At 42.3% G+C, this 19,579-nt stretch carries 19 protein-coding genes; 14 read left to right on the top strand and 5 right to left on the bottom strand.

Going from position 1 to position 19,579, the window contains the following annotated elements:
* The first annotated feature begins 3 nt into the window (after positions 1–3).
* Positions 4–1,206, top strand: a complete 1,203-nt coding sequence (locus PQG45_RS10145; protein WP_315576912.1) for a pyridoxal phosphate-dependent aminotransferase — start codon at positions 4–6, stop codon at positions 1,204–1,206.
* Positions 1,207–1,277: 71 nt separating this feature from the next.
* Entirely contained in the window at positions 1,278–2,537 is a 1,260-nt protein-coding gene (gene nhaD, locus PQG45_RS10140; protein ID WP_315576913.1) for a sodium:proton antiporter NhaD, read from the top strand.
* Here nhaD and PQG45_RS10135 read toward each other — a convergent pair.
* Both PQG45_RS10135 and PQG45_RS10130 read right to left on the bottom strand, forming a co-directional pair.
* Positions 2,534–3,211, bottom strand: a complete 678-nt coding sequence (locus tag PQG45_RS10135; protein WP_315576915.1) for a phosphatase PAP2 family protein — start codon at positions 3,209–3,211, stop codon at positions 2,534–2,536. The genes nhaD and PQG45_RS10135 overlap by 4 nt on opposite strands.
* Positions 3,201–4,412 carry a peroxiredoxin family protein gene (locus PQG45_RS10130; protein WP_315576917.1) on the bottom strand — a complete coding sequence of 404 codons (1,212 nt, stop codon included), beginning with the start codon at positions 4,410–4,412 and terminating at the stop codon, positions 3,201–3,203. Before PQG45_RS10130 ends, PQG45_RS10135 begins: the two co-directional genes overlap by 11 nt.
* Before the next feature lie 108 nt (positions 4,413–4,520).
* Here PQG45_RS10130 and rsmH point away from each other — a divergent pair, with 108 nt between their 5' ends.
* The 7 genes from rsmH (at position 4,521) to PQG45_RS10095 (ending at position 13,313) form a co-directional block, all read left to right on the top strand.
* Positions 4,521–5,435 (top strand): 16S rRNA (cytosine(1402)-N(4))-methyltransferase RsmH, encoded by a 915-nt coding sequence (rsmH, locus tag PQG45_RS10125; RefSeq protein ID WP_315576919.1) that lies wholly within the window; start codon positions 4,521–4,523, stop codon positions 5,433–5,435.
* 1 nt (position 5,436) lies between these two features.
* Positions 5,437–5,811, top strand: a complete 375-nt coding sequence (locus PQG45_RS10120) for an FtsL-like putative cell division protein (protein WP_315576921.1) — start codon at positions 5,437–5,439, stop codon at positions 5,809–5,811.
* Positions 5,812–5,813: 2 nt separating this feature from the next.
* Complete coding sequence (locus tag PQG45_RS10115; RefSeq protein ID WP_316070806.1) at positions 5,814–7,949, top strand: penicillin-binding protein; 2,136 nt, start codon at positions 5,814–5,816, stop codon at positions 7,947–7,949.
* Between the two features lie 3 nt (positions 7,950–7,952).
* The gene (locus PQG45_RS10110) at positions 7,953–9,413 is read left to right on the top strand and encodes a UDP-N-acetylmuramoyl-L-alanyl-D-glutamate--2,6-diaminopimelate ligase (protein ID WP_316070805.1); all 1,461 of its coding nucleotides are present in this window, start codon (positions 7,953–7,955) and stop codon (positions 9,411–9,413) included.
* Between the two features lie 66 nt (positions 9,414–9,479).
* Positions 9,480–10,664: a phospho-N-acetylmuramoyl-pentapeptide-transferase gene (mraY, locus tag PQG45_RS10105; RefSeq protein WP_315576929.1), complete on the top strand. Its 1,185-nt coding sequence runs from the start codon at positions 9,480–9,482 to the stop codon at positions 10,662–10,664.
* 13 nt (positions 10,665–10,677) lie between these two features.
* Complete coding sequence (locus PQG45_RS10100; RefSeq protein ID WP_315576931.1) at positions 10,678–11,925, top strand: 3-phosphoshikimate 1-carboxyvinyltransferase; 1,248 nt, start codon at positions 10,678–10,680, stop codon at positions 11,923–11,925.
* A gap of 113 nt (positions 11,926–12,038) precedes the next feature.
* Positions 12,039–13,313, top strand: a complete 1,275-nt coding sequence (locus tag PQG45_RS10095; RefSeq protein ID WP_315576933.1) for a metal-dependent hydrolase family protein — start codon at positions 12,039–12,041, stop codon at positions 13,311–13,313.
* A gap of 45 nt (positions 13,314–13,358) precedes the next feature.
* Here the strand turns inward: PQG45_RS10095 and PQG45_RS10090 are convergent, their stop codons facing one another.
* A complete protein-coding gene (locus PQG45_RS10090; protein ID WP_315576935.1) occupies positions 13,359–13,934 on the bottom strand; it encodes a DUF6580 family putative transport protein in 576 nt (191 codons plus the stop codon).
* A gap of 81 nt (positions 13,935–14,015) precedes the next feature.
* On the opposite strand from PQG45_RS10090, the gene PQG45_RS10085 reads away from it, so the two are divergent.
* The 4 genes from PQG45_RS10085 to PQG45_RS10070 are packed head-to-tail and all read left to right on the top strand — an operon-like array spanning position 14,016 to position 17,203.
* On the top strand, positions 14,016–15,149 hold the full coding sequence (locus PQG45_RS10085) for a 5-(carboxyamino)imidazole ribonucleotide synthase (protein ID WP_315576936.1): 1,134 nt from the start codon (positions 14,016–14,018) through the stop codon (positions 15,147–15,149).
* Between the two features lie 10 nt (positions 15,150–15,159).
* Positions 15,160–15,648: a 5-(carboxyamino)imidazole ribonucleotide mutase gene (purE, locus tag PQG45_RS10080; protein ID WP_315576938.1), complete on the top strand. Its 489-nt coding sequence runs from the start codon at positions 15,160–15,162 to the stop codon at positions 15,646–15,648.
* A 2-nt stretch (positions 15,649–15,650) separates the two neighbouring features.
* Positions 15,651–16,265, top strand: a complete 615-nt coding sequence (locus PQG45_RS10075) for a LysM peptidoglycan-binding domain-containing protein (protein WP_315576940.1) — start codon at positions 15,651–15,653, stop codon at positions 16,263–16,265.
* The gene (locus tag PQG45_RS10070; protein ID WP_315576942.1) at positions 16,265–17,203 is read left to right on the top strand and encodes a M15 family metallopeptidase; all 939 of its coding nucleotides are present in this window, start codon (positions 16,265–16,267) and stop codon (positions 17,201–17,203) included. Before PQG45_RS10075 ends, PQG45_RS10070 begins: the two co-directional genes overlap by 1 nt.
* Here the strand turns inward: PQG45_RS10070 and fmt are convergent.
* Entirely contained in the window at positions 17,193–18,110 is a 918-nt protein-coding gene (gene fmt, locus PQG45_RS10065; protein WP_315576944.1) for a methionyl-tRNA formyltransferase, read from the bottom strand. The genes PQG45_RS10070 and fmt overlap by 11 nt on opposite strands.
* A 207-nt stretch (positions 18,111–18,317) precedes the next feature.
* Between fmt and greA the strand changes: the two genes are divergently transcribed.
* Entirely contained in the window at positions 18,318–18,791 is a 474-nt protein-coding gene (gene greA / locus PQG45_RS10060) for a transcription elongation factor GreA (protein WP_315576946.1), read from the top strand.
* A gap of 43 nt (positions 18,792–18,834) precedes the next feature.
* Here the strand turns inward: greA and PQG45_RS10055 are convergent, their stop codons facing one another.
* Positions 18,835–19,512 (bottom strand): YggS family pyridoxal phosphate-dependent enzyme, encoded by a 678-nt coding sequence (locus PQG45_RS10055; protein ID WP_315576947.1) that lies wholly within the window; start codon positions 19,510–19,512, stop codon positions 18,835–18,837.
* Between the last annotated feature and the right edge of the window lie 67 nt (positions 19,513–19,579).

Genomic DNA, 19,579 nt, shown 5'->3' with positions numbered 1-19,579 from the left:
ATTATGTCGTCATCCCTATTAGCCCAACGCATTCAAGCATTAGAAGAGTCATCCACGTTGGGAATGACAAAAAAAGCGCGTGAATTAGCTGCGCAAGGTCACAAAGTTATTAGCCTTTCAGTAGGTGAGCCTGATTTTAAAACACCGGCACACATCTGTGAAGCTGCAAAGAAAGCCATTGATGATGGTTTTCACGGATATTCGCCGGTAGCAGGTTATCCAGATTTGCGTTTAGCTATTGCTAATAAATTAAAGCGAGATAACGGTTTAGAGTGGGGTTCAGAGAACATCGTAGTTTCTACGGGAGCGAAACATTCTTTGGCAAATGCTATTGCTGCATTAATTAATCCAGGTGATGAGGTGATTATCTTTTCGCCGTATTGGGTTTCTTATTCGGAGATGGTCAAATTAGCGGATGGTGTTTCTGTCGTTGTTCAGGGAGCTTTTGACAATAACTTTAAAGTAACTGCTGCACAATTTGAGGCAGCCATTACACCGAAGACGAAAATGGTTATGTTTGCTTCGCCAAACAATCCAACAGGTTCGGTATATACGGAATCAGAATTGCGTGACATCGCGAATGTTGTCGCACGTCACGAGAACATCTTTGTATTGGCAGATGAGATTTACGAATACATCAACTTTACACAAGGAGGTCATTTCTCAATCGGTTCTATTCCAGAAATTAAGGATCGTGTGATTACGGTTAATGGCGTGGCAAAAGGACATGCGATGACGGGATGGCGTATTGGATTTATTGCAGCTGCGAAATGGATTGCAGATGGAATAGAGAAATTACAAGGCCAAGTGACTTCGGGAACGAATTCTATCGCCCAAAAAGCAGCTGTAGCAGCGTTTAATGGTTCATTGGATCATGCGTATGAAATGAAAGCAGCCTACGATCGCCGTCGTAAATTGGTGGTAGGTAAGTTGCGTGAAATTCCAGGATTTAAGGTGAATATGCCAGATGGTGCGTTTTATGCGTTTCCAGATATCTCTTACTATTTTGGTAAATCAGATGGTACAACAACCATTCATGATTCGGATGATTTTTGTACTTGGTTATTGAATGAGTCCTTTGTTGCGACGGTAGCAGGTTCTGGTTTTGGTGCTCCGGATTGCATGCGTATTTCTACAGCTGCTGCTGATGAGCAATTAGAAGAGGCTTGCGAGCGTATTAAATCGGCCGTTGCTAAGTTGAAATAAGGAGATTTACATTGATTTATATTTGAAAGTCAGGGGCATAAAACCCTGACTTTCTTTTTTATATTTACGTCATGGAAATAATTTCAGTTATCATTTTTATTGTTGGATATCTTGCCATTGCGTTTGAACATCCAATTAAAATTAATAAAACAGCATCTGCCTTAGTGACCGGTGTTTTAGTGTGGGTCGTTTTCGCCTTAGTTCGCGGGCCTCATGATTTAGAATCGTTATCCCATCATTTGGGCTCAACGTCGGAAATCTTATTTTTCTTATTAGGTGCGATGACACTCGTGGAGCTAGTTGATGCGCACGAAGGTTTTCATTTTGTTAGCAGGCTAATTAAAACTAAAAATCCTGCCACATTGATGTGGATTATTGGTTTTGTTACTTTTTTCCTTTCGTCTGTATTAGACAACTTAACCTCTTCCATTGTGATGGTGGCATTATTGCGAAAGTTGATTAGCGATAGTTCCACACGTAAATTTTATGTGGGTGTTGTAGTCATTGCAGCGAATGCGGGTGGCGCATGGTCGCCTATTGGTGATGTCACGACAACCATGTTGTGGATTGGTGGACAGATTTCCGCTATGGGAATCGTTAGGAGTTTGTTTGTTCCATCGGTTGTTTCTTTGTTGGTTCCATTATCAGTAGCCGCATTTTGGGTGAGAAAGAGTCATTTGGGTGCGATTCAGCAGGAGAAATCAATGACAATTGAAGAAGAACGTCATGGTCGTATCATGTTATTTGCGGGCGTTTTAAGTTTATTGGGAGTTCCCGTTTTTAAAACCGTGACCCATTTGCCACCCTATATGGGGATCTTATTGGCTTTGGGTTTGGTATGGATTTTGTCTGAGTTTTTGCATGCCGACAAGGATGAAGAGGCTAAAAAGCCTTATACCGTTGGGCATGCGTTAACTAAGATTGATACTTCAAGTGTATTGTTTTTCTTAGGCATTTTATTAGCTATTGGTGCACTAGAATCCTTTGGATATTTAGGCCGATTAGCTGCTTATTTGGAAGGAAGTTTAGGGAATCAATTTTTCATTGTTACCGTGATTGGAATTGCCTCTTCGGTTGTTGATAATGTGCCTTTAGTTGCGGCAACGATGGGAATGTATCCAATAGATCAATTTCCATTGGATCACGCCATGTGGGAGTATCTAGCGTTCTGTGCGGGTACGGGAGGGAGTATTCTGATTATCGGTTCTGCAGCGGGTGTTGCGGTGATGGGGATGGAGAAAATTGATTTTGTATGGTACGCCAAACGAATCGGATTTCTGGCCTTGCTCGGTTATTTTGCTGGGGCGGCTACCTATTTGTTGGTCCATTAAAAGGCATAACGAACACGCGCAGCATAGAAGTTGGGGGCTACAACAGGTTCCCAAGTCAAACTAGTTTTATCCAAGGATTTCTTGAGTTTTGGGTACGCCCAATTTGCTAGCTCGGCGGAGGCAATACCGATGGCGGCACCCATGGCAACATCGGATGCCCAATGTTTATTATTCGCCATGCGCAATGCTCCTGTGGCAGTTGCTAAGGCGTATCCGCCTATGGCAATGGCCGGGTATTTTTTTCCGAAGGAGCGATCGAGCATGCGTGCACCAAAAAATGCTGTGGCCGTATGTCCAGAGGGAAAGCTGTGATCGTTCCCGTTAGGCCTCGTTTCGTCAACGGCATATTTAAGTCCCTGAGTAATGACGGTATAGGTTCCGGTGCCAATAATAAATACGGGTACCAGGTCTTTGGGTTTTTGAGTATCTTCTAGACCTGCAAGATATAAGCCTATGTTGATCAGTGTAGGGCTATATTGAAGGTAATCGTCAACTGAGGTATGAAAGCCAATCAGGTTATGCTGATAGTATTTCTGTTGTTCATTTTTAGCATAATCAGCATATAGGATAGCACTCGCACTTGATAGTCCAGCGACATAATACCAGGCTTTTTTTTGAGCATAACTGGGTAGGCTCAAACATAAAAACAAAATGCTGAAGATTTTACTTTTCATTCAAGAGGTTTTGAACCGTTTGTTCGAATTCATGAATCCAATCCGTGTAGTAAACGCCCGTTCCTGGTCCTGAAAAGCCGGTATGTATTTCGCGTACCTTACCTGATTTATCCAAGATGAACGTTGTCGGATAGCCATTGATTTTGTGCAACATCGGTAAAACTTGCGCAATGGTTTCGTCATTTGGTTGGCCTGCGAATAAAATTTCGTAATCCACGCCGATTCGCTTTTTGAAGTTTTCAATTTTGGGTCCAGAAATACTTAATTCCGGTGAATATTCGAATGCAAGGCCAATAACTTCTACGCCCTTGTCTTTCATTTTCTTGTAATAGGGTGCCAGAAAGCGAGATTCATCGAGGCAATTAGGGCACCAAGATCCCATCAATTCGATGATGACCACTTTGTTTTTGTATCGTTCGTCTTGCAAGCTGATTGTTTTTCCTGCTGGATTAGGTAGGCTGAATGTAAGACGATCAAATCCAGGCTTTAAATACGTGAGTTTTTTAAGGTCGGGAAGACTGGCCTTGTCATCTTTTATTGCCTTAAAATTGCGTTTACCTGCCAGGCCAGAATAGAATTGGCCATCAATTTGGTTGCCATTGACTTTGCAGCGGAATTGCATTAGTCCACTACCGTCAAAATAACTTAAAAACAAGCTGTCTCCGCTGATATTTCCTTGTAGAAAACGGTAATCACCACTCGTTTTTAGTACGGTTCCTGTCACTAGATTTCCTTTTTGATTCAAGAGTAAGACGCCTGAGCTATGATTACTTTCGTCCGACCAAAAGTCGGCAGAATATTTCCCACTTACCTGAACGCTGGCTTGTTTCGTTTGTAGAAAACGCTCCGAGCTACCTGCCTGCGCTTGAAAGGGTATGCGAAAAAGTGTTTTTCCATTGCGTTTTTTTTGCCAAAATCCGATGATAGATTTTTCGTTTTTCAATGATCCCACCATTTCTGAGTCATATAAATCAAAGGGAATCACCAATGAATCGCCTCGGAAATAGGAATCACCTAAAGTAGCAATTTCGGATCCATTTTGGATTCGGATGTCTAGCTTGTTTTTTGCTACGATGAAGTTGAAGGGAAGTTTGCCTCCTAAGTGGTCAATTTCCCCACGCCAAGGTCCGCTTGCAGGATTTTGAGCGAAGCTATAAGTACTTAAAAAGATCAATAATAATGCAGTAATGATTGATTTCATGGGGATTGATAATTTTGACAAAGATAGCGGATAAAACTTGTCACAAAAAAATCGACATCCTGATAAAAAAGCTTATGCTTGCCGACAGATAATTTGTAAATTTGAATTATGTCTGAAAGTACCTACCATACCTCGGTTTTATTGCAAGAATGTTTGAGTGGTTTAGCGATTAAACCGAACGGGATATACGTGGATGTAACCTTTGGGGGAGGTGGGCATTCGAAAGCTATTTTAAATGCGTTGGGGCCGGAAGGTCGATTGTACGCATTTGATCAGGACCCAGATGCATGGAAGCAGGCAGATTTGATTGATGATGATCGATTGACTTTGATAACGGCTAATTTTCGGTATTTGGAGAAGTATTTGCGATTACAAGGTGTCAAGCAAGTAGATGGGATATTAGCTGATTTGGGGGTTTCGTCGTTTCAGTTGGATGCCGCGGAGCGTGGATTTTCGACACGTTTTGATGGGCCCTTGGACATGCGAATGGGACCATCGGCTTCCACAAGTGCTGCGGAGGTTTTAAATACCTATTCAGCGGGGGATTTACAGAAGTTGTTTGGGATGTACGGTGAAATTAAAAATGCCAAAACTTTGGCATTAGCTGTCGTTCAAGCGAGGACGCAAAAGACCCTTGAAACGACTGGCGAGTTCAAGGAGATTTTATTTAAATTAGCTCCTCGTAATAAAGAGTTTCGTTATTTCGCTCAGGCATTTCAGGCGATTCGGATTGAAGTGAATCAGGAGTTGAAAGTGATAGAGGAATTTTTGGAACAATCACCCAAGGTCCTTGCGCCAGCAGGCCGACTCTGTGTGATTTCCTTTCACTCGTTGGAGGATCGTTTGGTTAAAAATTACGTCCGGACAGGAGATTGTTTTGGGAAAGAAGATAAAGACATGTTTGGGGTGGTTCATAAGCCGTTGGAAAGTGAAATTCGCAAGCCGATAACAGCTTCTGAGGAGGAATTAAAAGTGAACCCACGTTCAAGGAGTGCAAAATTGAGAATCGCTAGCAAAATATAAGATGGCAAATGCAGTAAAAAATCAATCCAATGAACCCGCAGGTAAGCCACAAACTGGGGTGATGGACTTGTTGTTTAATATTGATTCCATGACCGGGGGCGAATTACCCGTCGCCTTGTTGAAGAAAATTATTTACATCGCGGTTTTAATTATGATTTACATCTATTATACCATGATGGCGGAAAGTAAAATTCACCGCATCGAGCGAACAAAAATGGAATTGGAAGAGATTCGTGCTGACTATACCACTCAAAAAGCGGATTATATGAAGGTAGGAAAACAGAGTTATTTGGCACTTTCGATGAAAAAATACAAGTTGGAGGTAAGCCTTACTCCACCGATTAAATTAGTAGCAGAATCAGAAAAAGAGCAATAGGTATGGCTAAGTCAACAACACAGAATATTCGCCAAATTATCACCAAGCGCTTTAATGGCTTTTTTGTCATTATGCTTGGGGCTTTTGGTTTATTGCTGTTTTTCTTATTTAAAGTTGTTTTTGTGGATGGACCTACCTTGAAGGCGGATGCATCATCAAAATATTTAAAAGAGCGGTCTATCGAGGCTGTGCGCGGGAATATCTATGCGAGCGATGGAAGTTTATTGGCAACGTCTTTGCCTAAATATCGTCTGGGCATGGATTTTTCAGTATTTAAAACGTCCAAAATGCGGGATGTTTTTCAGAAGAATATGCGTCCCTTAGCCGAGCATTTGTCGGCATTTTATAAGGATCGAACTGCCGATGAGTATTATTATAAATTGAAGAGTGGCTTCGAACAGCGCAAACCCTATGTGTTGATTAATATGCGATTGCTTGATTTTCAGGAGCGCAAAACTGTGTTAACCTTTCCTGTATTTAAGTTGCACCCTAAAAATCCGATTAAAACAGGGGTTGTTTTTGATAAGGTCAATGTTCGCTATGCGCCATTTGGTCAAACGGCCTATCGGACCGTTGGGTATATGAAGGATAAAGTGCGCGTGGGTCTTGAAGGCGCCTTCGATAAGGAATTAGCGGGAGTTCCTGGGCATGGAATTTTCGAGAAGATGGATAAGAATATGTGGCGCCCATTGGATGGAAATAAAGAAATTCTTCCTCAACGGGGTTTGGATTTACACACGACCTTGGATGTGGATATTCAGGACATCGTTGAGTTGGCATTGATGAAATCATTAGATGCCTACAAGGGTAATTATGCAACGGCGATTGTGATGGAGACGGCAACCGGGGAGATTAAGGCCATTTCAAACCTTATGAAGAACGAAAAATCGCCTACCGGATATTCGGAATTTGTTAATTATGCGATTGAAGTCTCCGAAAATGATCCGGGTTCTGTTTTTAAACTTCCAGCGATGATGGCTATGCTAGAAGAATCACATATGCCTTTGACGGCAACAGTAACAACCGGAGGGAAATATACGGTTTACAATAAGACAATGACGGATTCCCATGATTATGGGACCCTAACAGCTCAGGGTGTCATTGAACATTCCTCAAATATTGGAACAATCAAGTTGATGCAGCGTGTCTTTGGATCAAAACCATCAAAATGGTACGACTATTTGAGAAATTTTCATATGTTGGATCCTTTAGATTTTCAAATTAAGCCCGTCACCGGAAAGCCTAATTTCAATGTGCCTGCAAAATGGGATGCATTGACGTATATGTGGACTTCGGTCGGTTATTCTTCTAACACCTCACCATTACACTTGTTGTCTTTTTACAATGCCATTGCTAATAATGGCTATTGGGTACAACCAATCATCGTGAAAAACGCGACGAAAGGAAATGAGGTCGTGATTGATTATACACAAACGCAGAAGCGTGATTCTAAGCCCATTTGTTCGAAAGAAACGTTGGATAAAATCCGTATTATGTTAAAAGGGGTTGTGGAAAGTGGAACAGGAAATAACTTGAAGGGTACGCCCTATGGGATTGCTGGTAAGACAGGGACAGCCCAGCGACGTGTCAATGGAAACTATATTAAAGGGACCTATTATGTTTCTTTCATTGGATATTTCCCTGTCAACAATCCAAAATATACGATGCTCGTAGCAATGGATAAGCCATTGGGTAGTTCAGAAGGTACTTATGCTCGACAGGTTACCGCTCCCGTATTTAAAGATATCTCGGATCATATTTATGCGAGGGACATGAAAATTCAGCGCAAGCTTTCAGGCTACTTGCCCGATTCTTTGAATAATGCCTCTTTGCATCATTTAATCCATCCGTTGGATCACAGTATCTTATATGCCAATTTAGGCTTTCCTCGCATTGAAGAAGATGGGCGCTGGTTGTCATTTCAATTGAATAAAAAGGAAGTGAAGAATTATGGTCTAAGTTTTGCACCTAAAAAGGTTGCCAATGTAGTTGGGATGAATTTGCGAGACGCATTATTCGTGTTAGAAAATCAAGGCTTGAAAGTGCGTGCACAAGGTTTAGGTTTTGTTCAGTCACAATCGATACCGGCAGGATTTCCCATTCAAAAAAATGCACTCATTACCATTCAGCTTCATTAATTTATGTCCCACGATTCGAGCAGTTTAATTAAGTCCATTGATATCATCCAACAAGTTGGGGGGCATCAAGAAATTAGTCATTTGTGTTTTGATTCTCGGCAGGCGAAATCGGGATCGTTATTTTTTGCAATTCCAGGGACTCAGGTGGATGGGCATCAATTTTTACCACAAGTTTTTGCGCAAGGGTGTTCGGCATGTGTTGTGGAGAAGTTGCCTGAAGAAATGCCGGCAGGGATATTGTTCCTACAAGTAGGAGATTCAAACGAAGCCATGGCGCTAGTCGCGTCTGCCTTTTATGGTAATCCCTCCACACAGTTAAATCTAGTTGGAATTACAGGCACAAATGGAAAAACAACGAGTGTTACCTTGTTGTTTGAGCTCTTCAAGGCTTTGGGACATCGATGTGGATTGATATCAACGGTACAGAATAAAATTGAAGATCGGGTAATTCCGGCGACCCATACGACGCCAGATGCATTGAATTTAAATGCCTTATTAGCTGAGATGTTGGCTTCCGGTTGCACGCATGTGTTTATGGAGGTGAGTTCCCATGCGGTTGTGCAAAAACGAATATTTGGCTTGACATTTAAAGGGGCTATCTTTTCTAATATTACGCGCGATCATTTAGATTTTCACGAAACCTTCGATGCATACATCAAAGCCAAAAAAGGATTTTTTGATGCCTTACCAAAGTCGGCATTTGCATTAACCAATGTGGATGATAAACGCGGTACAGTCATGTTGCAAAATACGAAAGCCCAAAAAGCCAGTTATGGGATTTTAGAGGCAGCTGATTACAAAGCAAAAATAAAGGCAAATGTATTGTCTGGATTGCAACTGGAGTTAGATGGGAGTGAGATACATGCCCAACTCATTGGACAGTTTAACGCGTATAATTTATTGGCCATCTATGCCACAGCAATTTTGTTAGGGGAAGATAAAGAAGAGGTATTAATCGCACTTTCTGGCTTGAAGACGGCGACTGGTCGATTTGAACAAATGCACGGACCCAATCATAAAATGGCCATTGTGGATTATGCCCATACGCCAGATGCGTTGGAAAATGTATTAAAAACGATTCAAGCTATTCGTCAAAAACATCAACATATTATTACGGTTGTTGGTTGTGGCGGAAATCGCGATGCAGGAAAGCGTCCAATCATGGCTGCATTGGCTGCACAATATAGCGATCACGTCGTGCTGACGTCCGACAATCCGCGCTTTGAGGATCCCGAATTAATTTTGGATCAAATGCAGGCCGGTATTTTAGCCGCTGACGCTGATAAGGTCATTCGAATTTCGGATCGTAAACGGGCTATTGAGCAGGCTATTCAGGAATTAGCGAATACGGGGGATATTGTTCTCGTAGCCGGAAAGGGGCATGAGACCTATCAAGATATTCAAGGTGTTAAGCATGATTTTGATGACAAACAGGTCATTTCGGAAGCCTTTGCCAAAGTTTGATTTGGCCATAAATTTTTGCAAATTTGTCAATTGTTTTAAATTTTTACCCATCACTCACCCAAAGGCATGTTTTATTACCTCTTCGAATACTTAGATAAAAGCTTAAATATTCCGGGTGCTGGAGTTTTTCAATACATTACATTTCGTGCGGTAGCTGCCGTAATTACCTCCTTAGGTATTGCTGCTATCTGGGGAAAGGCCGTAATTTATCGTTTACAACGCCTTCAAATTGGTGAGGAAATTCGTGATTTAGGTTTAGAGGGTCAGATGGCAAAGAAGGGTACCCCAACGATGGGAGGTTTCATTATCCTATTGTCCTTGCTAATCCCCACATTATTATTCGCAAAAATTACTAACGTATACATTGTTTTATTGCTGACATCCGCGATTTGGTTAGGAGCTGTCGGTTTTGCTGACGACTACATCAAAGTATTCAAAAAGAATAAAGAAGGGCTTTCCGGGAAGTTTAAAATCGTAGGCCAAGTGGGTTTGGGTATCATTGTAGGTTTAACGATGTACTTCAACCAACATATCAAAGTACGTGAATTTGCTGCGGATGGCACTTTTGTAGATCATAAATCGCTCTTGACCACAGTCCCTTTTATGAAGGGAAATTCTTTTGATTACAATATGTTATTGCCGAGTTTTATTCCTGATCAATACGTTTGGATTGTGTATGTTTTAGTCGTGATTTTTATCATTACGGCTGTTTCAAATGGTGCAAACATCACGGATGGAATTGATGGGCTTGCAGCAGGTACTTCCGTCATTATCGGTATCGCTTTAGCGATTTTAGCCTATGTGTCGGGGAATAAAGTGATTTCTCAATACCTGAACGTTATGTTCATTCCGAATTCTGGCGAGTTGGCTGTTTTTTGTGCGGCATTTGTTGGCGCTTGTATCGGCTTCCTTTGGTATAATGCATATCCTGCCCAAGTGTTCATGGGCGACACGGGGAGTTTGATGCTTGGGGGAGTTATTGCGACCCTAGCGATTGTAATCCGGAAAGAAATGTTGATTCCCATTTTATGCGGCATCTTTTTAATTGAAAATTTGTCGGTCATCATGCAGGTGGGTTATTTTAAATACACCAAGCGAAAATATGGAGAGGGTAGACGCATCTTCTTGATGTCCCCATTACATCATCATTTTCAAAAGAAAAATTACCATGAGGCTAAGATTGTTACCCGGTTTTTGATCGTTGGAATTATCCTTGCTGTTATTTCTTTAGTAACCTTAAAATTACGTTAATCGTATATTTATTTTGAGTCAAATTCGCCTTTTCCCTCGTTCAAATTCTTTTCAAGAAATTATCCCTTTGCCCTCATCAAAATCTGAGAGTAATCGTGCATTAATTATTAATGCATTAGCAGGAGGAGATATTGATAACTTATCAAATTTGGCGGAGGCGCGTGATACGCAAACCATGATCCGTCTCCTAGCAGATTCGGCCAACCCTATCGCAGACGTCTTAGATGCAGGGACAACGATGCGGTTTTTGACGGCTTATTATGCCATCACTGGGGCAACGAAAAAGATGACTGGGACAGCGCGCATGCGTGAGCGTCCTATTGGAATTTTAGTAGACGCCTTGCGTTTACTTGGGGCTTCCATTGCCTATGAAAATCAAGAAGGATATCCGCCATTGCAGATAGGCGGCTTTCAATATGCCGGAAGTCGGGAATTGTCCATTCGAGGTGATGTAAGTTCTCAGTTTATTTCGGCTATTTTGATGATTTCACCTTTATTGCCAGAGGGAATTGCACTTCAGATAACGGGTTCTTTGGGCTCAAAGCCTTATGTTGAAATGACCTTGGCGCAAATGGCCCAATTTGGCATCAGAGCTGAGGTGGATTGGACCCAAGGGTTGATTGAAATTCCTGCTCAACAATATGCCGCGGCTCCATTTGCCGTGGAATCAGATTGGTCTGGAGCGAGTTATTGGTATTCTATGGTTGCTTTGTCACCTTTTGAAGATAGTTCCTTGGAGTTATTGGGCTTGAAGGAAGAATCCTTACAAGGTGATGCAGCGATTCGAGATATCATGTTGCCACTTGGCGTAAAAAGTACATTTACGGGTCGGGGTTATTTACTCACGAAATGCGAAGCCGTGTCGGAATTGACATGGGATTTTACCGATTGTCCTGATTTAGCCCAAACCATTAGTGTCGTGGCTGCAGTCAAAAATATCGTTCTGCATCTAACGGGTGTTGAATCACTTAAGGTGAAAGAAACCGACCGTGTTTTAGCCTTACAAAATGAGTTGAAAAAACTGGGGGCCGAATTACGCGAGATGAAAACCAATGAACTTTACACGGTGTCAGGTTCATTTATTTCTCAGGGCATTGTACCTGTAATTGATACTTATGATGATCACCGCATGGCCATGGCTTTTGCTCCTGTGGGGCTATTGCGAGAGATTGTCATTCATGAACCTGGTGTAGTCGCTAAATCCTACCCAAGCTTTTGGAATCATGTGGATTTGTTGTTGAAATCATCAACTAACGAATAATTTTCCATTTTTATTAGTTTCCTGGACGCTAAAATTCAATTTTTTGCGTAGAATTGTAAACGCTGCCGGGGTCTGAAGACCCCGGCAGCGTTACCCCAAAACCAACTCAAACGATGAAGCAGATTTTAGTCCTATTAATTTTATCACCTTTGGCCTTATTGGGTCAGAAAACGTTATTATACTGCGGTAAAATGGTCGATGTGAAGGCCGGAAAAGTACAAACTGCCTTGACCATTGTCGTGGAAGGCAAAAAGATTCAAAGCATTCAACCTGGATATATTCCCGCTGGCAAAGGAGACCGCATCATTGACCTTAAAAACAAAACGGTTATGCCTGGGCTGATCGATATGCATGTGCACATGGAAAGTGAAACTAATCCAAGTGCCTATTTAGATCGGTTTACTAAAAATCCGGGTGATGTAGCCTACCAAGCCTTAGTACATGCGAAGAAGACACTTAATGTTGGCTTTACAACGGTGCGTGATTTAGGTGGTTCCCACGTTGTCATTAGTTTGCGTAATGCAATCAATCGAGGCATTGTAGATGGTCCTCGGATTTTCACCGCGGGTGTGTCGATTGGCTCCACGGGTGGGCATGCTGATGATGCAAATGGACTAAATGAAACATTCAAAAAAGATTTAGGACCCGAAGATGGTGTTGTCAATGGCCTTTCTGATGCGGCAAAGGCGGTTCGTCAGCGCTACAAAGAAGGTTCGGATTTAATTAAAATTACGGCTACGGGTGGCGTATTGAGTTATGCCAAAGATGGCATGGGTGCTCAATTTACCGAGGATGAAATTCGTGTCATTGTTCAAACAGCGAAAGATTATGGGTTTAAAGTTGCTGCTCATGCGCATGGTGCTGAAGGGATGAAGCGTGCGATTTTGGGAGGCGTTAGTTCCATCGAACATGGAACCTATATGACGCCTGAGGTGATGGATTTAATGAAAGCCAAAGGAACTTATTATGTACCTACCATTATTGCGGGCCGTTCGGTAGCTGATTCAGCAAAAATCCCGAATTACTATCCGGAAATGGTGAAGAAGAAAGCGGAATCCATTGGACCCATTATTCAATCTACTTTTGGTAAGGCTTACAAGGCCGGTGTGAAGATTGCTTTTGGAACAGATGCGGGTGTATTTGGTCACGGGAAGAATTTGTATGAATTTATTCTGATGCACGAGGCGGGCATGCCAGCTATGGAAGCTATTCAATCTGCCACGGTTGCCGCAGCTGATCTGCTGGGTCAATCGGATTCGATTGGTTCCATTGAGGTTGGGAAGCTAGCGGATATCGTTGCTGTGGATGGGGACCCCACACAAAATATAGCTGATATCCTGAAGATGAAATTCGTCATGCGAGATGGAAAAGTCTACAAACAAGACTAAAAAAAATGCCCGAATGTTAGTTCGGGCATTTTTTTTGAATCGATACTAGCGCTGAAGTGCGGGTACTTTATTTTTTACGAGTTCAAATCCACCGAATAAAACAGTGGAAAATAAGAACTGACTGACAATTGCATTTTTCAAGAAGGGCAGAGCAGCTGCGTAACAAGTCATCAGGCCTGAGAAATCTTTGGCGTAAACAACTGCGTTACCCACCTTAAAGCCATATCCGATGGCATCTCCGGCCCAAACAGCCAAATTTGAAAGGATGAAAAAACCTAATACGCTGATAATATTTGCGCCCACAAACGAGCTAATACTTGAAATGCGAGATCCAATGAATGCAATTCCTGCAAAAATACTTAAATGAACAAAATCGATGCCAAATGAAAACCCATCGAAATACTGCGGATAAACCACATTATTTAAAATTAAATTCGAAATCCAAATAGGAAGAATCGACCATAAAATCGCTTGACGTTGATTTAAGGCATAAGTGCCAGCAAACAATGCCATTGAGCTTACCGGGGAAAAATTCGCCCATGATGGATTAAGTAAAATTAAAAATCGGCTGGCTACTGCGAGAGCTAAAAATCCCAACAGGACCATTGTGCGCTTTGTCATTTGATATTTCTTGATTTGGGAAGCTAAATAATTTCCAAAGGTAAAACAAAAGCCGTAATTTTATCCATTCTATTTCAATTTATGTATAAAGCATTGCCTTCGATTGGGCTTTTGGGTGGTGGTCAACTGGGTCGCATGTTATTGCAAGCGGCGATCGATTTGGATATTAAGGTATCTTGTTTAGATCCGGATGCTGAAGCACCCTGTCACGAATTGGCTCACTTTTTTAAAGTAGGTTCCTTTCAGGACTATGATGCAGTTTATCAGTTTGGTCAGCATTTCGATGTGATCAGTATCGAAATTGAACACGTAAATATTGAAGCGCTCGAACAATTAGCAAAAGAAGGCAAGCAGGTTTTTCCTCAGCCGCATATTTTGCGGATGATTCAAGATAAACGTCTTCAAAAGCAATTTTTTCAAGATCACGGATTCCCAACGGCATCCTTTGTGTTGACTGAAAACCAGGCCGATATCGCAAAGCATGCTGATTTCTTGCCAGCTTTCCATAAGTTGGGCAAAGGGGGATATGACGGGAAAGGGGTTCAACGGATTGCTTCACTTGCCGACCAGTCAAAAGGATTTAATTCGCCTGGATTATTGGAGAAAGCGGTTGATTTTGAAAAAGAATTAGCGGTGATTGTTGCACGAAACGAACAGGGGCAAATTTCTGCCTTCCCAGCCGTTGAAATGGTTTTTCATCCGGAACATAATTTGGTAGATTTTCTTTTTTCACCTGCTTCCATTTCAAAAGAAATAGCAGCGAAGGCAGAAAAAATTGCGGTCGACTTGATCGATAAAATGGAGCTTGTAGGCCTATTAGCTGTTGAAATGTTTTTAACTCCAACAGGAGAAATTTTGATCAACGAAGTAGCGCCAAGGCCACATAACTCGGGACATCAAACAATACGTGGTAACGAAACCTCTCAATACGAACAGCATTTGCGGGCCATCGCAGGCTTGCCATTAGGTAGTACAAAAGCGAAAGGCGTATCGGGAATGTTAAATTTGTTGGGCGAAGCTGGATTTAGCGGTCCAGTCAAATACGAAGGGCTCAATGAAGCGCTCGCCATATCAGGGGTATACCCCTTTTTGTATGGGAAGAAACAGACTAAGCCTTTTCGGAAAATGGGGCATGTGACCATTTTAGGCACGACAAAAGAGGAAATTATCGAAAAGTCAGAACAAGTAAAAAGTCTAATCCGTGTGGTTAGTTAAATAGAAAATTATGGTAGGAATCATCATGGGAAGCAGCTCTGATCTGCCTGTAATGCAAGATGCAATTCAAGTTTGCAAGGATTTTGGCATTCCGTATGAAGTGGATATTGTTTCTGCACATCGGACGCCTGTCAAAATGCTCGAATATGCACAAAGTGCCAAATCTCGCGGAATTCAAGTCATTATTGCCGGTGCTGGCGGTGCGGCACATTTGCCAGGGATGGTTGCATCCGCAACAATTTTGCCTGTCATCGGTGTTCCGGTTAAATCATCTAATTCAATCGATGGCTGGGATTCCATTCTGTCCATTTTACAAATGCCCAATGGCGTTCCTGTAGCAACTGTGGCTTTAAATGCCGCTAAAAATGCTGGGCTTTTAGCTGTACAGATGATTGCCATCAGCGATGCTACATTGTCGTCGAAATTAGATCAATACAAATTAGAATTGATTGAGAAGGTCGCCGAAATGAGCCAAAAAACCAACGATTTAATTAAGTAAACATGAAAAACCCTTTCTCTTTTATGAAAGAAAGCGAATCTTCGAATCTGCCTTTAGTTACTTTGTTCGTATTAATCGGAACTGTAGTTGCCTTATTATTCGTGGGTTATGAGCATTTTCTAGGACCCGAAACGAGTAGCCTAGCTAAGGCAGAGAAAGTACAAGTAGACGAGGACGAATTGCCGATGGAAGATATCGTCTCGTCCACCGTTATACGGGATACGACCTCAACGGATACGACGTCGGTCGATCAGGATGCGGTTGATTTAGACCAACAAAAGAAAGAGGCAGAAGCGGAGAAGGTACCTGAAGTTGCGGTAGAAGAGCCCTCGGGCAAATCGTTTACCTACCAAGCCGATCCAGGAGAATCTGCAGAAACCATTGCGAAACATTTTGGCTTAACTGTCGATCAATTGAAAGCAATGAACCCAGCTGGAGTAAAGGGCGGTTCAAGGGTAAAAGTGAAAGTTCAAGCCATTCATATCGTAGGAAAAGGAGATGTGTTGCGTGTCGTTGCGGAGAAATACCATATCTCGAAGAAAGCTTTGATGGATGCCAACCATAAAAAAGAGGACGTTACGATGCGTGGCGAAGAGCTCGTAATTCCATTGCAGTAATGCGTTTATTCGTTGGCATAATTTTCTTTTTTTGCTGTTTTACCATCAACGCGCAAGTCGATTCGTTGCGATTGGTGTGCCAGCCCCAACAAGTAAGTCTAGTTAATCAACAAGATTTATTGTGGATGTACCGCCAGCGTGACACTTTGCGCCATCATGGAGCCGCGACAAATTTGCAAGTGGTTTTAAATGGGAATCAGCTCATTTATACAGATTCAACTAGTTTACGGTATTTAGCGAGTTTACAGTCAACTTATCCGGCCTTGGATTCAATTTATTCAACTGTGTTGCAAGCGGAAACGAAGTATTTTGCCATTCAAAAAGATAGCTTGTTGGCCAAGGTCTCAGCGCTTCGCTGGTCCATGCGCTACCTACAAGCTGTTCGGAACTTGCAGCGGCAACAACAATTGAATCGTAGCGGGCGATCGCAAGTTTTACTCTCTTTTCATAATTTTAATTTGGCCGCTGATGTTGGTCTTTATGCCCGTCGGCGCTATTTACGTCGGTCGCCACGGTATGAACGCATGGGCCAAATGGCGAAGGATTTAGGGATCTATTGGGGAGGTGATTTTGTTGGTTTCCCAGACCCAGGTCACATTCAGCGATTTAAAAATAGTGCTGCCTTGGTGGCGAAATATCCTGAATTGGCTTTTGAATTTGAGAAGTACCGCGATCATTACGAAGCCGTATATCGGAAAAATGCCTTGCGTGTCGATAAGGTCCTTGATACCGAAGCGTTATTGATAACCTTAAATCGCCTAAAAGCGGGGAAGGTATGTGCTTGCCAACAAGCCATCCTGCCGAATGCAAATCAGTCGGCAGTTGATGCTGCACGCGTCGAAGTGAATACGACTCAAAATCGGGTTTTTATCAAACCTTACCAGGGCAATGGTTATTATTACTCCCTTGGCCGATGGGCCTATGTGACTAAAAATTAAAATTATAGCCGCGTAAAAATTCGTCAATCTTCATTCGTTTTTTGCCCTCCATTTGCCATTCTAAGATTTCAATGTATCCATCCTGGCAACCTACACGTAAAAAGGTTTTTTGGTCAGTATCCCAAATGCCAATGCCTAAGTCGGGAATTGATTCTGGATGGAATTTAACCTGAATGAGTTTGCAATTTTTACCTTGGAATGTAGTGTGAGAGCCCGGGAAAGGATACATCCCACGAACCAAATTATAGATTTCAGCTCCGCTTTTGGACCAATGGACTTCACCGGTTGCACGTGTTAACTTGGGTGCAGGCCTCATGGCCGCGGTTTCATCTTGTGGGACGGGATTTGTCGTTCCAGCTTGAATCGCTTCTGCCGTCTTTACGACCAATTTAGCACCGCGTTTCATTAAACGCTCATATACATCTCCCGTCGTGTCATCTGGGTGGATAGGTTCCGTTTCTTGGAAAAGTAAATCGCCCGTGTCAATCTCATGCTGCAAGAAAAAGGTCGTGACACCTGTTTCTGTTTCACCGTTGATAACTGCCCAATGAATGGGAGCCGCTCCTCGGTAGTTGGGGAGCAAGGATCCATGTAAATTAAACGTGCCCATAGGCGGCAAGTTCCAAACTACTTCTGGTAGCATGCGAAAAGCGACGATGACTTGTAGGTCAGGCTTATATAACCTTAATTCCTCCGCAAATGCGGGATCTTTTAGCTTAATGGGTTGTAAAACCGGTAGTCCCTGCGTCTCGGCATATTGTTTAACGGCCGAGGATTGTAGTTGTTGGCCTCTTCCCGCTGGTTTGTCGGGCGCCGTAACGACAGCTACGACATTGAAATTCGCTTGAATGAGGGCTTCAAGGCTTGCAACGGCAAAATCGGGGGTGCCAAAAAAAACAATACGCATATTTGTGGGGGGCTAGGTGAAAATGTTTTTTGGTTATTGTAAAACATTTTTTGTTTACCTTTGTGGCTTACGAAAACTGATTTTGTGTTAGCAAAGCAACATTTATTTTAGTTCCGAATCCGAAACAAAACTACAAATAATTTAAGTAGAACGGTCGGAGGCCGTTCTATTTTGTTTTTTAACACAGGCACTAACATTTCATAGCTTATGGCAAATTTTCAATATTATACCGCTGAGGCGCTCGACAAACTAAAGGCTGAATTACATCAATTGAAGATTCAGGGGCGTTCTGACATGGCCAAGCAAATTGCTGAGGCGCGTGACAAAGGAGATTTAAGTGAAAATGCCGAATACGATGCCGCAAAAGATGCCCAAGGTCTTTTAGAACTTAAGATTTCTAAATTGGAAGCGGTGGTTTCAAACGCGCGTGTATTAGACGAATCGACAATTGATCTGTCAAAAGTTTCGATTTATTCCATTGTTGAAATACGTAACACGAAAAACAACGCTACAGTTAAATACACGATTGTTTCTGAGGAAGAGGCGGATTTACGTGCGGGTAAGATTTCTGTTTCGTCTCCGTTCGGAAAAGGATTATTAGGAAAGAAGGTTGGGGAATTAGCTCAAATTCAAGCGCCTGCTGGGCATTTGGAATTTGAAGTGATGTCCTTGACACGTTAAACTTCCTTTGATAGTATTGAAAGCCTCCTTTTGGGGGTTTTTTTTATGCCCTTGGGCCAAAGATTGCAGAACCTACGCGAACCATGGTGGAACCTTCTTGTGCAGCGAGTAAATAGTCCCCCGACATGCCCATCGAGATTTCATTCCAAGCCACTCGGCCAGAACCAACGCCCGTTTGCTGAGATTTAAAGTGCTCGAATAGGCCTTTTAAAAGCTTGAATTCCTGTCGGATTTGGTCCGTATCTGATGTAAAAGACGCCATGCCCATGAGTCCGACAATTTGAATGTTCTCGAGTTGAGTCAAAGCGGGATTTTGAAGTATGTCGATTGCCTCCTGCTTGTCTAAGCCAAATTTGGTATCCTCCTGTGCGATGTACATTTGCAATAAGCAGGGAATGACACGGTTATTTTTTGCTGCTTGTTTATTGATTTCCGCTAACAAACTCCAAGAATCAACCGAATGGATGAGGTGAACGAAAGGTGCGATGTATTTAACTTTATTCGTTTGAAGGTGGCCAATTTGATGCCAACGGATATCTTGGGGTAGTTGGGCTTGTTTTTCAACCATCTCTTGGACACGGTTTTCACCAAAATCTAGCGTACCGCATGTATGCACCGATAACAATTCGTCGATTGATCGTGTTTTAGTCACAACGATTAATTTACTTGCATAAGGTGTTAATTCTAATTGAATTTTGGCGATTTGTTGTGCTATGGACATCGGTTCGGAAAAAAATTGTGATGTAAAATTAATTTATTATTTTTGATTCTGCGGTGCGGTACGAAAG

The organism is Aquirufa regiilacus, from assembly GCF_032470275.1.
Classification (GTDB): Bacteria; Bacteroidota; Bacteroidia; order Cytophagales; family Spirosomataceae; genus Aquirufa; species Aquirufa regiilacus.
This window is presented reverse-complemented; position numbering and strand designations above follow the sequence as displayed.

What these genes read in the sequence shown, in the direction of transcription:
- PQG45_RS10135 (WP_315576915.1), bottom strand. Translation starts at nt 3,211, where the DNA reads ATGAAAAGTAAAATCTTCAGCATTTTGTTTTTATGTTTGAGCCTACCC.
- PQG45_RS10095 (WP_315576933.1), top strand. Translation starts at nt 12,039, where the DNA reads ATGAAGCAGATTTTAGTCCTATTAATTTTATCACCTTTGGCCTTATTG.
- PQG45_RS10055 (WP_315576947.1), bottom strand. Translation starts at nt 19,512, where the DNA reads ATGTCCATAGCACAACAAATCGCCAAAATTCAATTAGAATTAACACCT.
- purE (WP_315576938.1), top strand. Translation starts at nt 15,160, where the DNA reads ATGGTAGGAATCATCATGGGAAGCAGCTCTGATCTGCCTGTAATGCAA.
- PQG45_RS10070 (WP_315576942.1), top strand. Translation starts at nt 16,265, where the DNA reads ATGCGTTTATTCGTTGGCATAATTTTCTTTTTTTGCTGTTTTACCATC.
- PQG45_RS10090 (WP_315576935.1), bottom strand. Translation starts at nt 13,934, where the DNA reads ATGACAAAGCGCACAATGGTCCTGTTGGGATTTTTAGCTCTCGCAGTA.
- mraY (WP_315576929.1), top strand. Translation starts at nt 9,480, where the DNA reads ATGTTTTATTACCTCTTCGAATACTTAGATAAAAGCTTAAATATTCCG.
- nhaD (WP_315576913.1), top strand. Translation starts at nt 1,278, where the DNA reads ATGGAAATAATTTCAGTTATCATTTTTATTGTTGGATATCTTGCCATT.
- PQG45_RS10145 (WP_315576912.1), top strand. Translation starts at nt 4, where the DNA reads ATGTCGTCATCCCTATTAGCCCAACGCATTCAAGCATTAGAAGAGTCA.
- greA (WP_315576946.1), top strand. Translation starts at nt 18,318, where the DNA reads ATGGCAAATTTTCAATATTATACCGCTGAGGCGCTCGACAAACTAAAG.
- PQG45_RS10120 (WP_315576921.1), top strand. Translation starts at nt 5,437, where the DNA reads ATGGCAAATGCAGTAAAAAATCAATCCAATGAACCCGCAGGTAAGCCA.
- PQG45_RS10130 (WP_315576917.1), bottom strand. Translation starts at nt 4,412, where the DNA reads ATGAAATCAATCATTACTGCATTATTATTGATCTTTTTAAGTACTTAT.
- PQG45_RS10075 (WP_315576940.1), top strand. Translation starts at nt 15,651, where the DNA reads ATGAAAAACCCTTTCTCTTTTATGAAAGAAAGCGAATCTTCGAATCTG.
- rsmH (WP_315576919.1), top strand. Translation starts at nt 4,521, where the DNA reads ATGTCTGAAAGTACCTACCATACCTCGGTTTTATTGCAAGAATGTTTG.
- PQG45_RS10085 (WP_315576936.1), top strand. Translation starts at nt 14,016, where the DNA reads ATGTATAAAGCATTGCCTTCGATTGGGCTTTTGGGTGGTGGTCAACTG.
- fmt (WP_315576944.1), bottom strand. Translation starts at nt 18,110, where the DNA reads ATGCGTATTGTTTTTTTTGGCACCCCCGATTTTGCCGTTGCAAGCCTT.
- PQG45_RS10115 (WP_316070806.1), top strand. Translation starts at nt 5,814, where the DNA reads ATGGCTAAGTCAACAACACAGAATATTCGCCAAATTATCACCAAGCGC.
- PQG45_RS10110 (WP_316070805.1), top strand. Translation starts at nt 7,953, where the DNA reads ATGTCCCACGATTCGAGCAGTTTAATTAAGTCCATTGATATCATCCAA.